Source organism: Thauera sedimentorum (genome assembly GCF_014489115.1).
Classification (GTDB): domain Bacteria; phylum Pseudomonadota; class Gammaproteobacteria; order Burkholderiales; family Rhodocyclaceae; genus Pseudothauera; species Pseudothauera sedimentorum.
The window spans coordinates 323451-339024 of record NZ_JACTAH010000002.1 but is presented as its reverse complement, the minus strand read 5'-3'; the positions used below and the strand labels follow the sequence as shown (position 1 = coordinate 339024).

Here is a 15574-nt window from a genome sequence, read left to right as displayed (position 1 = left end):
CATGTGCGGCATCGTCACTGCCATCTCCACCGCCGACATCGTGCCGGTCCTGCTCGAAGGCCTGCGCAAGCTCGAGTACCGCGGCTACGATTCCGCCGGCCTGGCGGTCATCGCCGACGGCCGCCTGCGCCGGCTGCGCTCGGCCGGCCGGGTGGCCGACCTCGCCGCGCTTGCTGCCGGCGACGGCGCCAGCGCCCGCATCGGCATCGCCCACACCCGCTGGGCCACCCACGGCGTGCCCTCCGAGCGCAACGCCCATCCGCACATCTCCGGCGGGCTGGCGGTGGTGCATAACGGCATCATCGAGAACTTCGAGGCCATCAAGGGCGCGCTGCAGGCCAATGGCTACGTGTTCGAGTCCGACACCGACACCGAAGCGATCGCCCACCTGATCCACAGCAAGCTCACCGCCGGCGCAGACCTGTTCGACGCCGTGCGCCAGGCCTCCAACGAGCTCTCCGGTGCCTACGCCATCGGCGTGGTCGCCGAGGCCGAGCCGGATCGCCTGGTGGTCGCGCGCAGTGGCGCACCGCTGCTGCTCGGCGTGGGCGAGGAGGGCATGTACGCCGCCTCCGATACCGCCGCGCTGCTGCAGGTCACCCGCAAGGTGGTCTACCTGGAAGACGGCGACGTGGCCGAACTGCGCCTGGCCGGCTACCGCATCGTGCGCCCGGACGGCAGCGCGGTGGAGCGCGAGGTCCACGTGTCCAGCCTGTCGGCCGACGCGGTGGAGCTGGGCCAGTTCCGCCACTACATGCAGAAGGAAATCTTCGAGCAGCCCCAGGCGCTGGCCAACACGCTGGAAACCATCGCCGGCGGCGGCTCGGTGGCGGCGCAACTCTTTGGCGCCCGTGCGCCGGAAGTGTTCGCCGGGGTGAAGCGCGTGCTGGTCATCGCCTGCGGCACCAGCTATCACGCCGGCCTGGTCGCGCGTTACTGGCTGGAATCGGTCGCCAGGCTGCCCTGCGCGGTGGAAATCGCCAGCGAGTACCGCTACCGCGAGTCCGTGCCCGACCCCGACACCCTGGTGGTGGTCATCTCCCAGTCGGGCGAGACCGCCGACACCCTGGCCGCGCTCAAGCACGCCACCGCGCTCGGCATGAGCCGCACGCTGGCGATCTGCAACGTGCCCGAATCCGCCATCGTGCGCGAAGCCAGCCTGCGCTTCATCACCCGCGCCGGCCCGGAGATCGGCGTGGCCTCCACCAAGGCCTTCACCACCCAGCTCGCCGCGCTCGCGCTGCTCACCCTCACGCTCGCCAAGCTCGCCGGCCGCCTGTCGGCCGAGGACGAGGCGCGCCACCTGCAGGGCCTGCGCCACCTGCCGGTGGCTGTGCAGAAGGTGCTGGAACTCGAACCGGAGATCGAACGCTGGGCGCAGCGCTTCGCCGCCAAGCAGCACGCGCTCTTCCTCGGCCGCGGCCGCCACTGGCCGATCGCCATGGAAGGCGCGCTCAAGCTGAAGGAGATCTCCTACATTCACGCCGAAGCCTACGCCGCCGGCGAACTCAAGCACGGCCCGCTGGCGCTGGTCGACCGCGACATGCCGGTGATCGCCGTCGCCCCGGCCGACGAGCTGCTGGAGAAGCTCAAGTCCAACCTGCAGGAAGTGCGCGCGCGCGGCGGCGAACTCTACGTGTTCGCCGACGCCGGCAGCGAGATCCCGGAATCCGAGGGCGTGCACATCCTGCACATGCCGGAGCACTACGGCATGCTCTCCCCTGTGCTGCACGTCATCCCGCTGCAGCTGCTGTCGTATCACGCGGCGCTGGTGAAGGGGACGGATGTCGACAAGCCGCGCAACCTGGCCAAATCCGTAACGGTGGAGTGAGCCTCGCCCGGCGGAGCGTTCAGGCGTCTTCGCTATCGCATATCGACGACGCCCGGCGATGTGCCGGGCGTTATCGTTGCTAGCGGGCCAGGCAGGGGGGCGGGCACGCCATGCGGATAGCTCCGCCCGGCATCATCCCCTCCAAGACCGCGCCAGCAGCTTCTCCGCGACTGCGGCGTCCCCCAGCAGGCCCGGCACCTGTCCGGCCGGTCGTGCGAACCGGCTGGCGATGAAGGTGTCGGCGACTTCGGCCGGGGCGTGGCGGCGCAGCAGGCAGGCCTGGGTGATCAGGACGAGCTGGCTGGCAATGTTGCGCGCCTGCCATTCCATGTCGCCGATGGACTGCAGCTGGGTGGTGAGCGCATGCAGGGCATGGGTGAGCAGGGGTTCGCCGGCGCAGCCCTGGGCGAGGTCGTGGAGCAGCAGGGCGGCGGAATCCGGTTCGCGGGCGATGGCGCGCAGCACGTCCAGGCACATCACGTTGCCGGAGCCTTCCCAGATGGAGTTCACCGGTGCCTCGCGCAGCAGGCGCGGCATGGGACCGTCCTCGACGTAGCCGTTGCCGCCCCACACTTCCATGCATTCCGCGGTGAAGGCGATGGCGCGCTTGCACACCCAGAACTTGGCTGCGGGGGTGAGGATGCGGCGGCGGGCGCGGGCCAGGGCGAGCCGCTCGCCGTTGTCGCGGTCGGCATCCACGGCAGCGGCCAGATGCATCGCCAGGACGACGGCGGCTTCGCTCTCCAGTGCCAGGTCGGCCAGTACGTTGCGCATCAGCGACTGCGCCTCCAGCGCGCGGCCGAAGGCGTGGCGGTGGCGGGCGTGGTGCAGGGCCTCGACCAGGGCGCGGCGCATCAGCGCGGCGCTGCCGAGCACGCAGTCCAGCCGGGTGTGGGCGGCCATCTCGATCAGCGTGGGGATGCCGCGGCCGGGTTCGCCGACCAGGATGCCCAGCGCGTCGTGGAACTCGACCTCGGCGGAGGCATTGGAGCGGTTGCCGAGCTTGTCCTTGAGGCGCCCGATGTGCACCGCGTTGAGCTGGCCGTCGTCCAGCCAGCGCGGCACGAAAAAGCAGGACAGGCCTTCGTCGGCGCGCGCCAGCACCAGATGCGCGTCGCAACTCGGAGCCGAATAGAACCACTTGTGGCCGCTCAGGGTGTATTCGCCGCCGCGCCCGCCTCCCGCCACCGGCAGTGCGCGCGCGGTGTTGCTGCGCAGGTCCGAGCCGCCCTGGCGCTCGGTGAGGCCCATGCCCAGCGTGGCCGAGCGCTTCTGCGCCAGCGGCAGTTCGCGTGGGTCGTACTCGCGCGCCGCCAGGCGCTCGGCGAGCAGCCCGTAGAGCGCCGGTTCGCGGCGCAGCAGCGGGATGGCGGCAAAGGTCATGGTCACCGGGCACAGCGACCCGGCCTCCACCTGGCCGTGCAGGTAGAAACTGGCTGCGCGGGCCACGTGGGCGCCGTGCTGCGGGGCCATCCATGCCGAGCAGTGCACGCCATCGGCGTACAGCAGGCTCATCAACTGGTTCCAGGCCGGATGGAAGTCGATGCGGTCGATGCGCCTGCCACGGGTGTCGTGGGAGACGTGCTGTGGGGGGTGACGATTGGCCTGTTCGCCCAGCTGCAGCGTGTCCGTACGGCCCAGGGCTTCGCCCTGGGCATGCAGCGCGGCGGCCGCCCAGCCGGCGCCTTCGCGCATGACCGCCTCCTGCAGCGCGGGGTCGCTGGCGTAGAGATTCCAGTCCGCCAGCGGCGGCACCTGGTTGAAGAGGTCACGCGGGTCGTGCACGGCGAGGGCCTGAAGACGTTCATCTCGTGGTCGCCACCCGGGGCGGGCGGGGCGCCGCGCCGGGGAGCGTCTCCCGCAGTGTAGTCAGCCGATGCGGCCATCGCCATGCACGGCCGGCGGCGCGGCTCAGGCGTGGGCGCCGGGCGTGTCGCGCAGGTAGTCCTGCAGCGCCGCGATGGCGTGGCGGACCTTGGCGGGCTGGGCGTCGCGTTGCGGGGTGACCGCGAGGATGGGGATGGCGGGCAGCGTCCAGCCGGGCAGCACCGGCACCAGGCGCCCGCTGCGCAGGTCGTGCTCGATGTCGGGGCGCACCATGGCCGCGATGCCCAGTCCGGCGGCGCACATCTGCTGCAGGCTGAACTGGTTGTTGCTGGTCACGCGCGGGGTGACTTGCACCGCGACGGTGGCGCCGTCCGCGCTACCGAGGGTGAGCGCCACGCCGGCGCCGTCGCGTGGCGAGCCCAGCCAGCGGTGGGACGCCAGCTCGACCGGCGTACGCGGCGTGCCGTGGGCGGCCAGATAGGACGGGCTGGCGCACAGCACCATGTCGAAGGCGCACAGCCGCCGCGCGGTCCACGACGAATCCGGTAGCCGGCCGGCACGCAGCGCGAGGTCGATGCGCGCTTCGACCAGGTCGATCATCTCGTCGGCCACCAGCAGGTGCAGGTCGAGCCCGGGGTGGCGCTCCAGCAGCGGCGCGAGTGCGGGCCCCACGTGGCGGGCGAAGCCGACCGGGGCGGCGATGCGCAACTGGCCGACCGGTGCCTCGTGCGCGAGCTGGAGCTGCGCCTGCGCCTGTTCGGCCGCGCTCACCATGGCCAGGCAGTGCGCGGCGAAGCCTTCCCCGGCGTCGGTGAGGGTGAGCTTGCGGGTGGTGCGATGGACCAGGGTCACGCCGAAGGCCTGTTCCAGCGCGCGCAGATGCTGGCTGACCGCCGAGGTGCTGATGCCCAGCCGTCGGGCGGCCTGGCTGAGGGAGCCGTGGCGGACCACGGCGGCGAACACGGCCATGCGGCGATAGTCGAGCATTGTGAAGTTCATCTTCAAGGTGAAGTCACAGATTAGCGACTGCCGCGCGAATTGTGAAGACCGTATCGTGTGCCCACCTCAATCACAGATGGAGCACGAGATGAACATCGCCCTGATCGGCGGCACCGGCTTTGTCGGCACGGCCGTCCTCGACGAACTGCTGCAGCGCGGCCATGCGGTCACTGCGCTGGCCCGCAACCCGGAGCGCTACGCGGCCCGCGCGGGGCTCACCGTGTTGCGCGCCGACGCGCTGGATGCGTCCCAGGTGGCCGAGGCGGTGCGCGGGCAGGACGCGGTGGTGAGCGCCTATAACCCGGGCTGGGGCGAGGCGCGGATCCACGAGCTGTTCCTGCGCGGCACCGCGGCCATCCTGGCCGGCATCAAGGCGGCCGGTGTGGCCCGCGTGCTGGTGGTGGGCGGCGCCGGCAGCCTGTACGTGGCGCCCGGCGTGCAGCTGGTCGATACCGAAGGCTTCCCGGCGGCCTACAAGGACGGCGCGCTCGCCGCCCGCGAGGCGCTCGAGCGCATCCGCGGCGAGCAGGATCTCGAATGGACCTTCCTGTCGCCGCCCGCGCTGCTCGCGCCGGGCGAGCGCAGCGGTCGCTATCGCGTGGGTGCCGACCAGCTGCTGATGGACGGCGCGCAGCCGGCCGGCATCTCGGTGGCGGACCTGGCGGTGGCGATCGCTGACGAGCTCGAACGGCCGCAGCACCTGCGCCGGCGATTCACCGTGGCGGCGGCCTGACGAAGCCGCGGGCGCTGCTCAGAAGCCCGAGCCGGGTTGGCTGAGGAACTCGGCTTCTTCGGCGGTGGAGCGGCGGCCCAGTGCAGCGTTGCGATGCGGAAAGCGCCCGAAGCGTTCGATGATGGCCTGGTGGCGGCGCGCGTAGTCTAGGTAGTCGTCGAAGTGGTGGCGCAGGCGCGGCGGCACGCAGCCGGCCAGTGCGGCGAACAGGCGCACCGCCTCGGCCTGGTCGGCGAGGTCCTCGGAGTGTTCCAGCGGCAGGTAGAGGAAGACGCGCTCGACCGGGCGGCAGGCCTGGTCGGCGCCGCTGCGGATGGCCTGCAGCGCCCAGCGCCGCGCCAGGTTGTCGAAGGCAAAGGCGGCCGCGCTGCCGCGCCAGATGTTGCGCGGGAACTGGTCGGTGAGCAGGATCAGCGCGAGCCGGCCGTGAAGCGAGGCGAGCCAGTCGTCGTGCGCGCCGGCGGCCGCCTGGCCTACCAGCGGTGCGAAGCGGCGGCCGATCTCGGCGTCCACCTCGGGGTGCTTCTTCCACCACAGTGCCGACTGGCGGGCGATGACCTCGCCGTCGTCGGCGTAGCCGCCAAACCAGAATGCGTGGATGGTCTCCGCGGTTTCCATGGCTGCTCCCCCTGCGGCGGGCGACCTGCGCCCGGGTGTCGGTGCAGCCTAGTGTAGCGCGCCCCGCGCCCGGCATCCCCGGTAGGAGCGGCCTTGGCCGCGATTGCGGCGTCCGTTTTCTCACCGCCGAATCGCGGCCAAGGCCGCTCCTACATGGCGTTCGGCCGGATCATGCGGCTCAGCGCAGGTAGTCGGTCAGCAGCTGCCAGCGTCCTTCGCGGATCTGCGCCAGCCGGCCGTGACGGTTGCCGAGGTGGTCGTCCGGGGTGAAGCGATAGACCGGACCGCCGAAGATGTCCGGCGTGCTGTGCAGTTGCTCCAGCGCGCCGACGAAGCGCTCTGTATTCAGCTCGGAGCCGGCCTGCTGGGCGGCCTGCACGAAGAGGTCGGCCACGGTGTAGCCCATCACGCTCCACACGTTGGGGGCAGTGCCGAAGCGCTCACGGTAGCGCTCGATCCACGCGGCGAGCGCCGGGCTGGCCCCGTCCACGTAGGGGTGGGGCAGCACCGAGACGCCGTAAAGGCCCTCGACCGCGGCGCCACCGAGCTCGTGGGTCTGCGCCGAATAGCCCGAGGCGGTGACCAGCATGTCCACCTTCCAGCCCAGCTTGCGCGCTTCGCTCATCGCCGCGACCGTCTCGCGCACCACGGTGGCCAGCACCACCAGCTCGCAGTCGGCTGCGCGCAGGCGGGCGATCTGGCTGGAGAAGTCGGTGGCGCCGCGCTTGTAGCTGGTGCGCTCGGCGAGCGGCTTGCCGAGCTTCTGCAGGGCGGCTTCCACGCCCTTCATCACTTCCAGGCCGTAGTCGTCGTCCTGGTAGAGCAGGCAGCTGCGCGCATAGCCCTTGGATTCCACCATGTGGCGAGTGGCGGCTTCCATGTAGTCCTGGTAGGGCGCGAACATCTGGAACTTGAGCGGGTGTAGCGGCGCGTAGGTCGATTCGTGCGGCGAGAAGGGGAAGAGGTGCGGGCGTCCGGCCTCGACGATCATCGGCATGGTGGCCATTACCACCGGGGTGCCGAGGTTGGCGAGAAAGGCGAACACGTTCTCGCGCTGGACCAGCTTGCGCGCGGCCAGCACCGCCTTCTTGGGGTCGTAGCCGGCGTCTTCGACCGCCAGGCGCAGCTTGCGGCCGTGGACGCCGCCAGCGGCGTTGGCGTCCTCGAAGCGCAGCAGCATGCCGTCGCGTACCGGCGCGCCGAGCATGGCGATGGGGCCGGACAGGTCCTGGATGCTGCCGACGACGATCTCGTCGCGGCTCACTCCGGGCGTCTGGGCCGTGGCGGACAGTGCCAGCAGGCCCAGGGCGGCGACGAATAGGGAACGGAAACGGATCATGGCGGACCTCGACGTGTTTCTACACCGAAGGTCGTATTATCCAGTAATTCATAATTATGACTAGCGCCGGCATGCCCGCGCGGGGCGGAAGGCTAGCTGTCCGCCAGTCCCTGCGGGCGCCACAGCACCACCGCCACCAGCACCGCGCCGAACAGCAGCAACTCCAGCCCCGCGGTGGCGGCCAGGCCGGCGGGCAGCACGTCGCGCAGCACGGCGATCACCTGCGGGATGGCGACGATCACCAGCGCGCCCCACAGCGCGCCGGCCAAGTGGCGGGCGCCACCGATGAAGGCCAGCATCAGCAGTTCGAAGGACAGCATCAGGCCGAACTGCTCCGGGCTGAGGAAGCCGATCCAATGCGCGTAAAGCGCGCCGGCCAGCCCCGACAGGCCGCCGCCGATGGCGAAGGCCGCGCTCTTGGCGCGCATGCAGTCGATGCCGCTGGCCGCGGCCGCGCCCTCGTCGGCGCGCACCGCCCGCCAGGCGCGGCCCAGGCGCGAACCCACCCAGCGCCGGCAGGCGAACCAGGCCAGCGCCAGCGCGAGCGCGCTGACCAGCGCCTCGCCCGCAGCGTTGTCTGCAGCGAGCGGGCCGAGGGCCAGCGTGGGCACGGTGACGCCCGCGGCGCCGCCGGTCAGTGCGCTCCAGCGCACCAGCGTTTCCTCGACGATGAGCGCGAAGGCCAGCGTGCTCATGGCGAAGTACAGCCCGCCCAGGCGACGCGCCGGCAGGCTGGCGAGCCAGCCGCCACCGGCGGCCACCGCCACCGCGAGCGGCAGCGACAGCGGTGCAGGCACGCCCTGGCGGGCGAGCAGGCCCTGGGTGTAGGCGCCCAGAGCGAGCAGCGCGCCCTGGCCCAGGGAAATCTGCCCCGCCTGGCCGACGATCAGCACCACCCCGAGGCCGGCGATGGCGAAAGTGGCGACGAAGGCGAACTGGCCCAGGGTGTAGTCCGCGCCCATGGTCGCCGCCAGCCCGGCCGTGGCGGCCAGCAGGAGTGCGGCGCGGGTGCGGCGGGAGAGATGGGGCAGGCGGAAGCCCGGGTTCATCCGCGCAGTCTCCCGAGCGCCGCGCCGAGGCCGCCAGGAAAGAGCAGCAGCGCGGCCATCAGCAGCAGGTAGGGCACCATGTCCTTGACGCCCTCGGGCAGCACCAGGCCGGCAAGGGCCTCGGCCACGCCGAGGAAGATGCCGGCGACCAGCGCGCCCGGCAGACTGGTCAGCCCACCCAGCACCGCGGCCGGAAAGGCCTTGAGGGCGATCAGCCCCATGCCCAGGTGAACAAAGGTGACCGGCGCCAGCAGCAGGCCGGCGAAGGCTGCCAGCCCGGCGCCCAGCGCCCAGGCCAGGGTGTGCATGGCGGCAACCGGCACGCCCATCAGCGCGGCGGCGCGGGCGTCCTCCGAACAGGCGCGCAGCGCGAGGCCCACGCGGGTGTGGCGGAAGAACAGGGGCAGCGCGACCGAAACCGCCAGGGTGGCGGCGATGACCGTCAGATGGGCCGGCGCCAGGGCCAGGCTGCCCAGACGCAGCGGCTCCTCGCCGAAGGGCAGGGCGAGACGGTGCATGGAGTGGCTGGCCTCGGGGATCGTGGTCACCGCACCGCGCAGCATCAGGCCGATGCCGAAGGTCAGCAGGACCGCGGTGAGATGCGGCTGGCCGAGCGCGCGGCGCAGCACGCTGCGCTCCAGCCCGGCCCCCAGGGCGACCATGCCGGCCAGGCCGACGGGCACGGCGAGCGCCAGCGGCCAGCCGGCGCCGACCTTGAGCGCCAGCACCGCGAAGGCGCCGAGCATCAGCAGTTCGCCCTGCATGAAGCTCACCGTTTCGGTGGCCTTGTAGATCAGCACGAAGGACAGCGCCACCAGCCCGTAGATGCAGCCGATGGCGATACCGCTGGTGAGAACCTGGAGGAAGCTGAGCATGAGGCCGAAGGATAGCCGATCCCGCGCGTGCGGGATCGGCAGGAGCGGCGCCCCGCAGGGATTCAGGCCACTGCGGCGCTGGGCGGCAGGGCGCAGGCGGTGCGGTATTCGGCGGCCAGGCGGCCGACCAGCTCGGCCACCGGCGGCACGTCGTGGATGGTGGCCACGCCGTGACCGGCGCTCCACACGTCGCGCCAGGCGCGCGCCTCGTCGGCAATGCCGTGGATCTTGCCCTTGCCGAAGCCCACCGACAGCTGTTCGCGGTCGAAGCCGGCGCGCTCCAGGCTGGGCCACAGGAAGTTGGCGTTGGTGCCGGAGATCGCGTCGGTGTAGACCACGTCGCTCGCGCCGCTGTCGACCAGCATGGTCTTGTAGGCATCCTGCGCCATCGATTCGCGGGTGGCGATGAAGCGCGTGCCCATGTAGGCGAAGTCCGCGCCCATGACCTCGGCGGCGCGCACGCTGGCGCCGTCGGAGATGCTGCCGGCGAGCACCAGCGCGCCGTCCCAGAATTCGCGGATCTCGCGGATCAGGCTGAACGGGCTCTGGGTGCCGGCGTGCCCGCCTGCGCCGCCCGCGACCGCGATGATCCCGTCCACCCCGGCTGCGGCGGCCTTCTTGGCATGGTAGGCGTGGATGATGTCGGAGAACACCAGCCCGCCGTAGGCGTGCACGGTCTTCACCACCTCGCCGGGGTGGCCGAGGCTGGTGATCACGAAAGGCACGCGATGCTTGGCCAGCAGCGCGAGGTCCTCCGGCAGGCGCTCGTTGCTCGGGTGGAGGATGAGGTTCACGCCGTAGGGGGCCACCGGGGCGCCGGGGTGGGCGGCGCGATGGGCTTCCAGTTCCGAGTTGATGCGCCCGAGCCATTCGTCCAGCTGGGCGGCGGGGCGGGCGTTGAGCGACGGGAAGGTGCCGGCGACGCCGGCCTTGCAGGCCTCGATCACCAGGTCGGGGCCGGACACCAGGAACATCGGCGCGGCGATCACCGGCACGCGCAGGTTGCCGCGGAAAGCGTTCGGTACGGACATGCTGTCTCCTCGTTGTCAGTGGCGGGCTTGTCGGCTGCGCCCGCATCGGAGCCGACTCTAGCACGCCGCGGGAACAAGTCAAACGATCGTTTGAATTGTGCTGCCGGGCGAACCGTGCCGCTTCCGGGAGGCGGTGCTATGCTCCCGCGGCATGTCGATCTCGCTCACGACCCTGATCTACGGCATCGGCCTCGCCGGTGTGGCGGTGAACGCCGCGGCCGGCGTGCTCGAGGCCGGACGCAAGCCCTTCGACCTGTTCGGCATGGTGGTGGTGGCGCTCGCCGCGGCGCTGGGCGGCGGCAGCCTGCGCGACATGCTGCTCGACCGCACGGTGTTCTGGGTTGCCGACCAGAGCTATCTGCTGGCGGCCATGCTCGCCGGGCTGGCGACCTTTGCGCTGGTGCGCGTGGTGCGCCTGCCGCCGCGGCTCTTCCTGCTGCCGGATGCGGTCGGCCTGGCGCTGTTCACGGTGAGCGGCACCCAGGCCGCGCTGGCGCTCGATGCGCCCTGGCTGGTGGCCAGCCTGATGGGGGTGATCACCGGTGTGTTCGGCGGCATCGTGCGCGACGTGCTGTGCAACGAGGTGCCGCTGGTGTTCACCGGCGAGCTCTACGCCACCGCCTCGTGGCTGGGCGCCCTGCTGCTGGTGGCGCTGCACGCCGCAGGGGTGTCCGCCGGCTGGTCGGCGCTGGCCGCCGCCGCGCTGGTGCTGACGATCCGCCTGCTGGCAATCCGCTTCCGCTGGCGCCTGCCGGTATTCACCGCGAGGTTGTGAGGCGCCAGCGTAGCGGTGCGCGATTGGCGGCGCTTGAGTTGGCCGCCTCGGCGTGTTCCGGCGGCCCTGCGCTCAGGAGGAGCGTAGGAGCGGCCTTGGCCGCGATGCGGCGAGCGGGAAAACGTACATCGCAATCGCGGCCAAGGCCGCTCCTACAGGGGATGCCGTGCGCGTCGGCGTGCAGGGTGCGTTCCGATGCGCGCCAATCTCCAGCTTCCCGACTTGCCGGGAACAACCTGTTGCAACTCAACACCTAGGGCAGGCGGAGCAGGACGCGCAGCCCGTCGGTGGTTTCGTTGTCGGGCAGGTAGCCGATGGCCGTGGGAATGCCGGCGACCCAGCGGCGCAGTTCGGCGCCGTCGGCTGCCTCGCGCGGCGGCAGCGCGCGGCCGGAGAACACCTGGCGCGACCACCATGCCCGGATCTGCCCGGCGTTCTTGCCGGTGAGCAGCAGATAGAAGCGGTCGCGCGGGGCGCCGGCGGGCAGGTCGATCAGGGTGGCGGGGCTGCCGTCGGGCAGGGTGTTGCGCCGCCCGAGATAGAGCTGCTGCGCTTCTTCGCGACTCAGGCTGCCGATCGGCCCGTCCGGGTGGCCGACGACGACGAACTCGGCATGTGCGGCGGCGCACAGCAGGAATCCGCCCAGTAGTGCGAGAAGCGCTGCGGGCATGGCGATGCGCCTCAAAACACCAGGTCCACGGAGATGCCCAGCAGGTGCACGGTGCGCCCGCCCGGCGCCTCCTGGCCGCGCGGGAAGAAGCTGCCCCAGGCGTCGCGGGCGACGCGCACGCGGCTGAACTCCGTCTTGAGGGCCGCATTGCGGGCGAAGTCCCAGCGCAGGCCGACGGTAACGCTGCGCTGCGCGCCGCTGCGCGAGGCGAGGTAGGCGTCGAAGCCGGCAGCGAGCGTGGGGTCGGCGATGACGGCCTGTGCGACCGGGCGCTCTTCGGTCTGGCGTGCGAGGGTGAGGAAGGGCGTGAACGCGCCGATGCGCCGGCCCGCGGTGAGCTGCCATGCACGGGCGCTGTTCACATAGCGGTCGGCGCGCCTGCGGACGATCTCGCCGATTGCCAGCCATTCGCCGTTGTCCCACTGCAGGCCGGCGGCGCTGAAGCTGGCGCGGCCTCTCCGCCCGGACAAACGTGCGGGCAGGGCGGCGAGCTCGCCTCCCGCGAGCCCCAGGCCCGCCACCAGCGTCCGGTGACCGCTGTCGCCCCAGCGGACCTGCAGGCGCCCCTCGCCATGGCCGAGGTAGAGGTTCAGTTCGTCCTTGAGCAGGTTCACGGTGAGGCCGCGCACGTCGCGCAGGCGGGCGCTGCCGCCGTCGGCCACGTCGATCCGACCGCTGCCGAAATAGGGGCGGAACTCCAGATCCGCGCCGTTCAGCGGCACGCGCACCAGCAGGTCGGCGCCGTCGATCTCGCTGAACGGATTGAGCCCGTAGACCTCCTGGGGAGGACGGATCCACGGGTTGGCGTAGTTCACGTAGAGCGAGTCGGAGTGCATGAAGAAGGGCACGCGCAGGCGTCCGACACGCAGGGTCAGCGCGGCGTTGGGGTTGTAGCGCCAGAACGCCCAGCTGACCCGCGGATCGTAGTCGCCGCGCGGGGTCTCGCTCGCCATGATCTGCAGCGTGAAGTCGCTGCTGTCCCCCAGGCGCAGGCTGCCTTGCACCCCCGCCAGCGTGTCGGTGCCCAGGTCCACGCGGTTCTTGCCCGGCGCGTTGACGCCCGAGCGGTAGAACCACAGGTCGCTGCGGTCGGGGACCAGCGCGCCCAGGGTGGCGAAACCGGACAGCTGCACCGGCGGCGGCGTCTGGGCAGCGGCCGGAACGACGAGCGCCAGCATTGCGGCGACGCCGGCGAGGGTGGCGAGCAGGCGCGCGCTCATCGGGTGTCTTCCTCCAGCGGCGGGATGTCGTGCAGCAAGGCTTCCATGGCGTCGGCGCCGAGCGGGCGGGCGTACAGGTAGCCCTGGCCGAAGTCGCAGCCCATGGCCTGCAGCAGCGTGTGCTGCTCTTCGGTCTCGATGCACTCGGCGACCACGTTGATGCCGAGATCGTGGGCCAGCTCGATGCTGCGGCGGACGATCGCGCCCAGCCGGGCGTCGCCCGCCAGCGTACGCACGAAGGAGCCGTCGAGCTTGAGTGTGTCGCAGGGAATGGTGTGCAGGTAGCCGAGCGCCGAGTAGCCGGTGCCGAAATCGTCGATCAGGATCTTGATGCCGGCGCGCTGCAGTCGTGCGAGGGTGGCCGGAGCAGGGCTGTCCGGCGTGGCCGCCGCGCTCTCGGTGACCTCCACGCGGATGGCGCCCGGTGGCAGGCCGTGGCGGGCCAGCGTGTCCAGGAGTTGCTGCGGCAGGTCGGGCACGAGGAGCTGGCGCGCCGAGAGGTTGACGCTGACCGGCACGACGCCTCCGTCCGCCTGCCAGCGTACGATGTCGGCGCAGCAGCGCTCGAGAACCTGCATGCCGAGATCGTGGATCAGCCCCAGGGTTTCGGCCAGCGGCACGAAGGACTGCGGACCGAGCAGGCCGTGCTCGGGGTGGGGCCAGCGCACCAGCGCCTCGAGGCTGGCGATCCGCCGGTCGGACAGCCTGACCACCGGCTGGTAGTGCACCGCCAGGGCGCCGGCCTGCAGGGCCGCCCTGAGGTCGGACTCGAGCCGCAGGGTGTGCAGGGTCTGGGTATGCATGCCCGCTTCGAAGATCGTCACCGCTTCGTCGCTGCTGCGCCGCGCGCGATGCAGGGCGTTGTCGGCATCGCGCAGGATGGCCTCGGCGTCGTCGCGGTAGTCGTCGGACAGGGCCACGCCGATGCGCACGTGCGGATGCACGGTGTGGCCGGCCAGCGCCGCCGGGCGTGCGAGTTGTTCGCGCAGGTCCGCGGCAAAGCGCGGTGCGTCGGTGCGCGCCTGGATGCCGTTGAGCAGGATGGCGAACTGGTCGCCGCCGATGCGTGCCGCCACGTCGCCGCCACGCAGGCGCTGGGCGATGCGCTCGGCCACGCGCCTGAGCAGTTCGTCGCCGGCGACATGCCCGAAGCTGTCGTTGATCAGGCGGAAGCGCTCGAGGTTGATGGTGAGCACCGCAAAGCGGTGCTGGTCGTTGCGCCGCCGCTGGCCAAGCGCGCTCTTCAGGTGCTCGATGAACAGCGCGCGGTTGGGCAGGCCGGTCAGGCCGTCGTGCAGTGCGTCGTGGGTCAGCCGCTGCTGGGCCTGGCGGCGGGCATGGACGTCGGCCATCGAACCTGCCATGCGGTAGGCTCGCCCGTCCGCATCGCGCAGCGCGACCCCGCGGGTCAGCACCCAGCGATAGCTGCCGTCGGGCAGCCGGATGCGGTGCTCGAGCATGAGCTGCGCGCTCTCGCCCTTGAGATGCTCGCGCAGCTGGTCCTGGTAGCGGCCGGCGTCGTCCGGGTGCAGGTAGCGCGGGATGTCGGCCGGGGTGATGTCGAGGCCGCTCATGTCGCGGCCGGCGATCTCCGAGAAGCGCGGCGACAGGTACAGGGTGTCGGCCACGATGTCCCAGTCCCAGATCCCGTCGTTGGCCCCGCGCATGGCCAGGGTGTAGCGCTCCTCGCTGGCGTGCAGGCGGGCGGCGGTGTCCTCCAGTTCGCCGATGCGTGCCTGCAAGCGCTCGGCCATCAGGTTGAAGCGCTGCGCCAGGCTGGCCAGTTCGTCCAGGCCGTCCTCGGGCAGGCGGTGATGGAGTTGCCCTTCGGCCAGCGCCTGGCTGCCAGCCAGCAGGTGGCCCAGCTTGCGGGTCAGCAGGTAGCCGATCGCCGACAGCAGGATGAAGGTCAGCACGATCTCGGCCAGTGCGATCACGCCGCCCTGTTCGAGGATCGCGCGGCGGGCGGCGGTGAGGACCGACACCGAGACGCCGAACTGCAGGAAGCCGACCTCGTTGCGATCGAGCAGCAGCGGGCGGCGCACGTGGATCAGGTCATCGCCGGGCGTGGCCTGCGGGCGCCCGTCGGCGTCGGTGTACGGCGGCGGCAGCGCCTGCATGGTGGGCAATCCGGCGCTCACCAGCAGGCTGCCGTCCGGGCGGCCGATGCGCACGTACACCAGCCCTTCGTCCGCATCGGCGAGCAGTTCGCCGAGCACATCCTGCAGGGTGACGTAGTCGTCGTGCTGGCCGTAGGCCGCCGCCACGGTGTGCAGCATCACCGCATTCTGCGTGACCAGGGTGTCCAGGCTGGCCGAGGCGGCGTTGTCCATCAGCCTTACGCTGTTGGCCAGCAGCAGGGTAAGGAGGACGACCTGCACCACCGTGCTGGCGAGCAGCAGGCGGATGCGGATGGAGTGTAGGCCGAACGGCTGTCGTCGCAAGCGATAAGCCCCTGTCGGTGAGTCGTTCCGGCGGGGCGCCGGCTTGCGCTCAACCCGTGGTCATGTGGCGCAGATAGTGCCGCATCGCGTGCGCCATGACCAGCATGTAGGCGTATTACCTACGTATCGAGGGCGTGTTTGTTGCGTCGAAGCCGCTGCGGCG

13 protein-coding genes are annotated in these 15574 nt (G+C 71.3%); 3 read left to right on the top strand and 10 right to left on the bottom strand.

What is annotated here, in order from left to right:
- Position 1 precedes the first annotated feature (1 nt).
- Complete coding sequence (gene glmS, locus IAI53_RS11385; RefSeq protein ID WP_187718319.1) at positions 2 to 1831, top strand: glutamine--fructose-6-phosphate transaminase (isomerizing); 1830 nt, start codon at positions 2 to 4, stop codon at positions 1829 to 1831.
- Between the two features lie 132 nt (positions 1832 to 1963).
- On the opposite strand, the gene IAI53_RS11380 is transcribed toward glmS, so the two are convergent.
- Both IAI53_RS11380 and IAI53_RS11375 read right to left on the bottom strand, forming a co-directional pair.
- Positions 1964 to 3616 carry an isovaleryl-CoA dehydrogenase gene (locus tag IAI53_RS11380; RefSeq protein ID WP_187718318.1) on the bottom strand — a complete coding sequence of 551 codons (1653 nt, stop codon included), beginning with the start codon at positions 3614 to 3616 and terminating at the stop codon, positions 1964 to 1966.
- 126 nt (positions 3617 to 3742) lie between these two features.
- Positions 3743 to 4645 carry a LysR family transcriptional regulator gene (locus tag IAI53_RS11375; protein WP_187718317.1) on the bottom strand — a complete coding sequence of 301 codons (903 nt, stop codon included), beginning with the start codon at positions 4643 to 4645 and terminating at the stop codon, positions 3743 to 3745.
- Positions 4646 to 4745: 100 nt separating this feature from the next.
- Here IAI53_RS11375 and IAI53_RS11370 point away from each other — a divergent pair, with 100 nt between their 5' ends.
- Positions 4746 to 5390: an NAD(P)-dependent oxidoreductase gene (locus IAI53_RS11370; protein WP_187718316.1), complete on the top strand. Its 645-nt coding sequence runs from the start codon at positions 4746 to 4748 to the stop codon at positions 5388 to 5390.
- Positions 5391 to 5408: 18 nt separating this feature from the next.
- Here the strand turns inward: IAI53_RS11370 and IAI53_RS11365 are convergent, their stop codons facing one another.
- The 5 genes from IAI53_RS11365 to IAI53_RS11345 form a co-directional block, all read right to left on the bottom strand.
- Positions 5409 to 6008, bottom strand: coding sequence for a DUF924 family protein (locus IAI53_RS11365; protein WP_187718315.1), 600 nt, complete (start codon positions 6006 to 6008; stop codon positions 5409 to 5411).
- Between the two features lie 178 nt (positions 6009 to 6186).
- Positions 6187 to 7347 (bottom strand): ABC transporter substrate-binding protein, encoded by a 1161-nt coding sequence (locus tag IAI53_RS11360; RefSeq protein WP_187718314.1) that lies wholly within the window; start codon positions 7345 to 7347, stop codon positions 6187 to 6189.
- A gap of 92 nt (positions 7348 to 7439) precedes the next feature.
- Positions 7440 to 8396 carry a branched-chain amino acid ABC transporter permease gene (locus IAI53_RS11355; RefSeq protein WP_432813922.1) on the bottom strand — a complete coding sequence of 319 codons (957 nt, stop codon included), beginning with the start codon at positions 8394 to 8396 and terminating at the stop codon, positions 7440 to 7442.
- The gene (locus IAI53_RS11350) at positions 8393 to 9271 is read right to left on the bottom strand and encodes a branched-chain amino acid ABC transporter permease (RefSeq protein ID WP_187718313.1); all 879 of its coding nucleotides are present in this window, start codon (positions 9269 to 9271) and stop codon (positions 8393 to 8395) included. The genes IAI53_RS11355 and IAI53_RS11350 overlap by 4 nt, the downstream gene beginning before the upstream one ends.
- Positions 9272 to 9333: 62 nt before the next feature.
- Positions 9334 to 10302, bottom strand: coding sequence for an NAD(P)H-dependent flavin oxidoreductase (locus IAI53_RS11345; protein WP_187718312.1), 969 nt, complete (start codon positions 10300 to 10302; stop codon positions 9334 to 9336).
- Between the two features lie 151 nt (positions 10303 to 10453).
- On the opposite strand from IAI53_RS11345, the gene IAI53_RS11340 reads away from it, so the two are divergent.
- On the top strand, positions 10454 to 11077 hold the full coding sequence (locus IAI53_RS11340) for a trimeric intracellular cation channel family protein (protein ID WP_187718311.1): 624 nt from the start codon (positions 10454 to 10456) through the stop codon (positions 11075 to 11077).
- Between the two features lie 253 nt (positions 11078 to 11330).
- On the opposite strand, the gene IAI53_RS11335 is transcribed toward IAI53_RS11340, so the two are convergent.
- The 3 genes from IAI53_RS11335 to IAI53_RS11325 are packed head-to-tail and all read right to left on the bottom strand — an operon-like array spanning position 11331 to position 15411.
- Positions 11331 to 11747 (bottom strand): hypothetical protein, encoded by a 417-nt coding sequence (locus IAI53_RS11335; RefSeq protein ID WP_187718310.1) that lies wholly within the window; start codon positions 11745 to 11747, stop codon positions 11331 to 11333.
- Between the two features lie 11 nt (positions 11748 to 11758).
- Positions 11759 to 12967 carry a hypothetical protein gene (locus IAI53_RS11330; protein ID WP_187718309.1) on the bottom strand — a complete coding sequence of 403 codons (1209 nt, stop codon included), beginning with the start codon at positions 12965 to 12967 and terminating at the stop codon, positions 11759 to 11761.
- Positions 12964 to 15411, bottom strand: a complete 2448-nt coding sequence (locus IAI53_RS11325; RefSeq protein ID WP_225433301.1) for an EAL domain-containing protein — start codon at positions 15409 to 15411, stop codon at positions 12964 to 12966. Before IAI53_RS11325 ends, IAI53_RS11330 begins: the two co-directional genes overlap by 4 nt.
- Positions 15412 to 15574 lie beyond the last annotated feature (163 nt).

What these genes read in the sequence shown, in the direction of transcription:
- IAI53_RS11360 (WP_187718314.1), bottom strand. Translation starts at nt 7,347, where the DNA reads ATGATCCGTTTCCGTTCCCTATTCGTCGCCGCCCTGGGCCTGCTGGCA.
- IAI53_RS11345 (WP_187718312.1), bottom strand. Translation starts at nt 10,302, where the DNA reads ATGTCCGTACCGAACGCTTTCCGCGGCAACCTGCGCGTGCCGGTGATC.
- IAI53_RS11350 (WP_187718313.1), bottom strand. Translation starts at nt 9,271, where the DNA reads ATGCTCAGCTTCCTCCAGGTTCTCACCAGCGGTATCGCCATCGGCTGC.
- IAI53_RS11355 (WP_432813922.1), bottom strand. Translation starts at nt 8,396, where the DNA reads ATGAACCCGGGCTTCCGCCTGCCCCATCTCTCCCGCCGCACCCGCGCC.
- IAI53_RS11340 (WP_187718311.1), top strand. Translation starts at nt 10,454, where the DNA reads ATGTCGATCTCGCTCACGACCCTGATCTACGGCATCGGCCTCGCCGGT.
- IAI53_RS11335 (WP_187718310.1), bottom strand. Translation starts at nt 11,747, where the DNA reads ATGCCCGCAGCGCTTCTCGCACTACTGGGCGGATTCCTGCTGTGCGCC.
- glmS (WP_187718319.1), top strand. Translation starts at nt 2, where the DNA reads ATGTGCGGCATCGTCACTGCCATCTCCACCGCCGACATCGTGCCGGTC.
- IAI53_RS11365 (WP_187718315.1), bottom strand. Translation starts at nt 6,008, where the DNA reads ATGGAAACCGCGGAGACCATCCACGCATTCTGGTTTGGCGGCTACGCC.
- IAI53_RS11375 (WP_187718317.1), bottom strand. Translation starts at nt 4,645, where the DNA reads ATGCTCGACTATCGCCGCATGGCCGTGTTCGCCGCCGTGGTCCGCCAC.
- IAI53_RS11330 (WP_187718309.1), bottom strand. Translation starts at nt 12,967, where the DNA reads ATGAGCGCGCGCCTGCTCGCCACCCTCGCCGGCGTCGCCGCAATGCTG.
- IAI53_RS11370 (WP_187718316.1), top strand. Translation starts at nt 4,746, where the DNA reads ATGAACATCGCCCTGATCGGCGGCACCGGCTTTGTCGGCACGGCCGTC.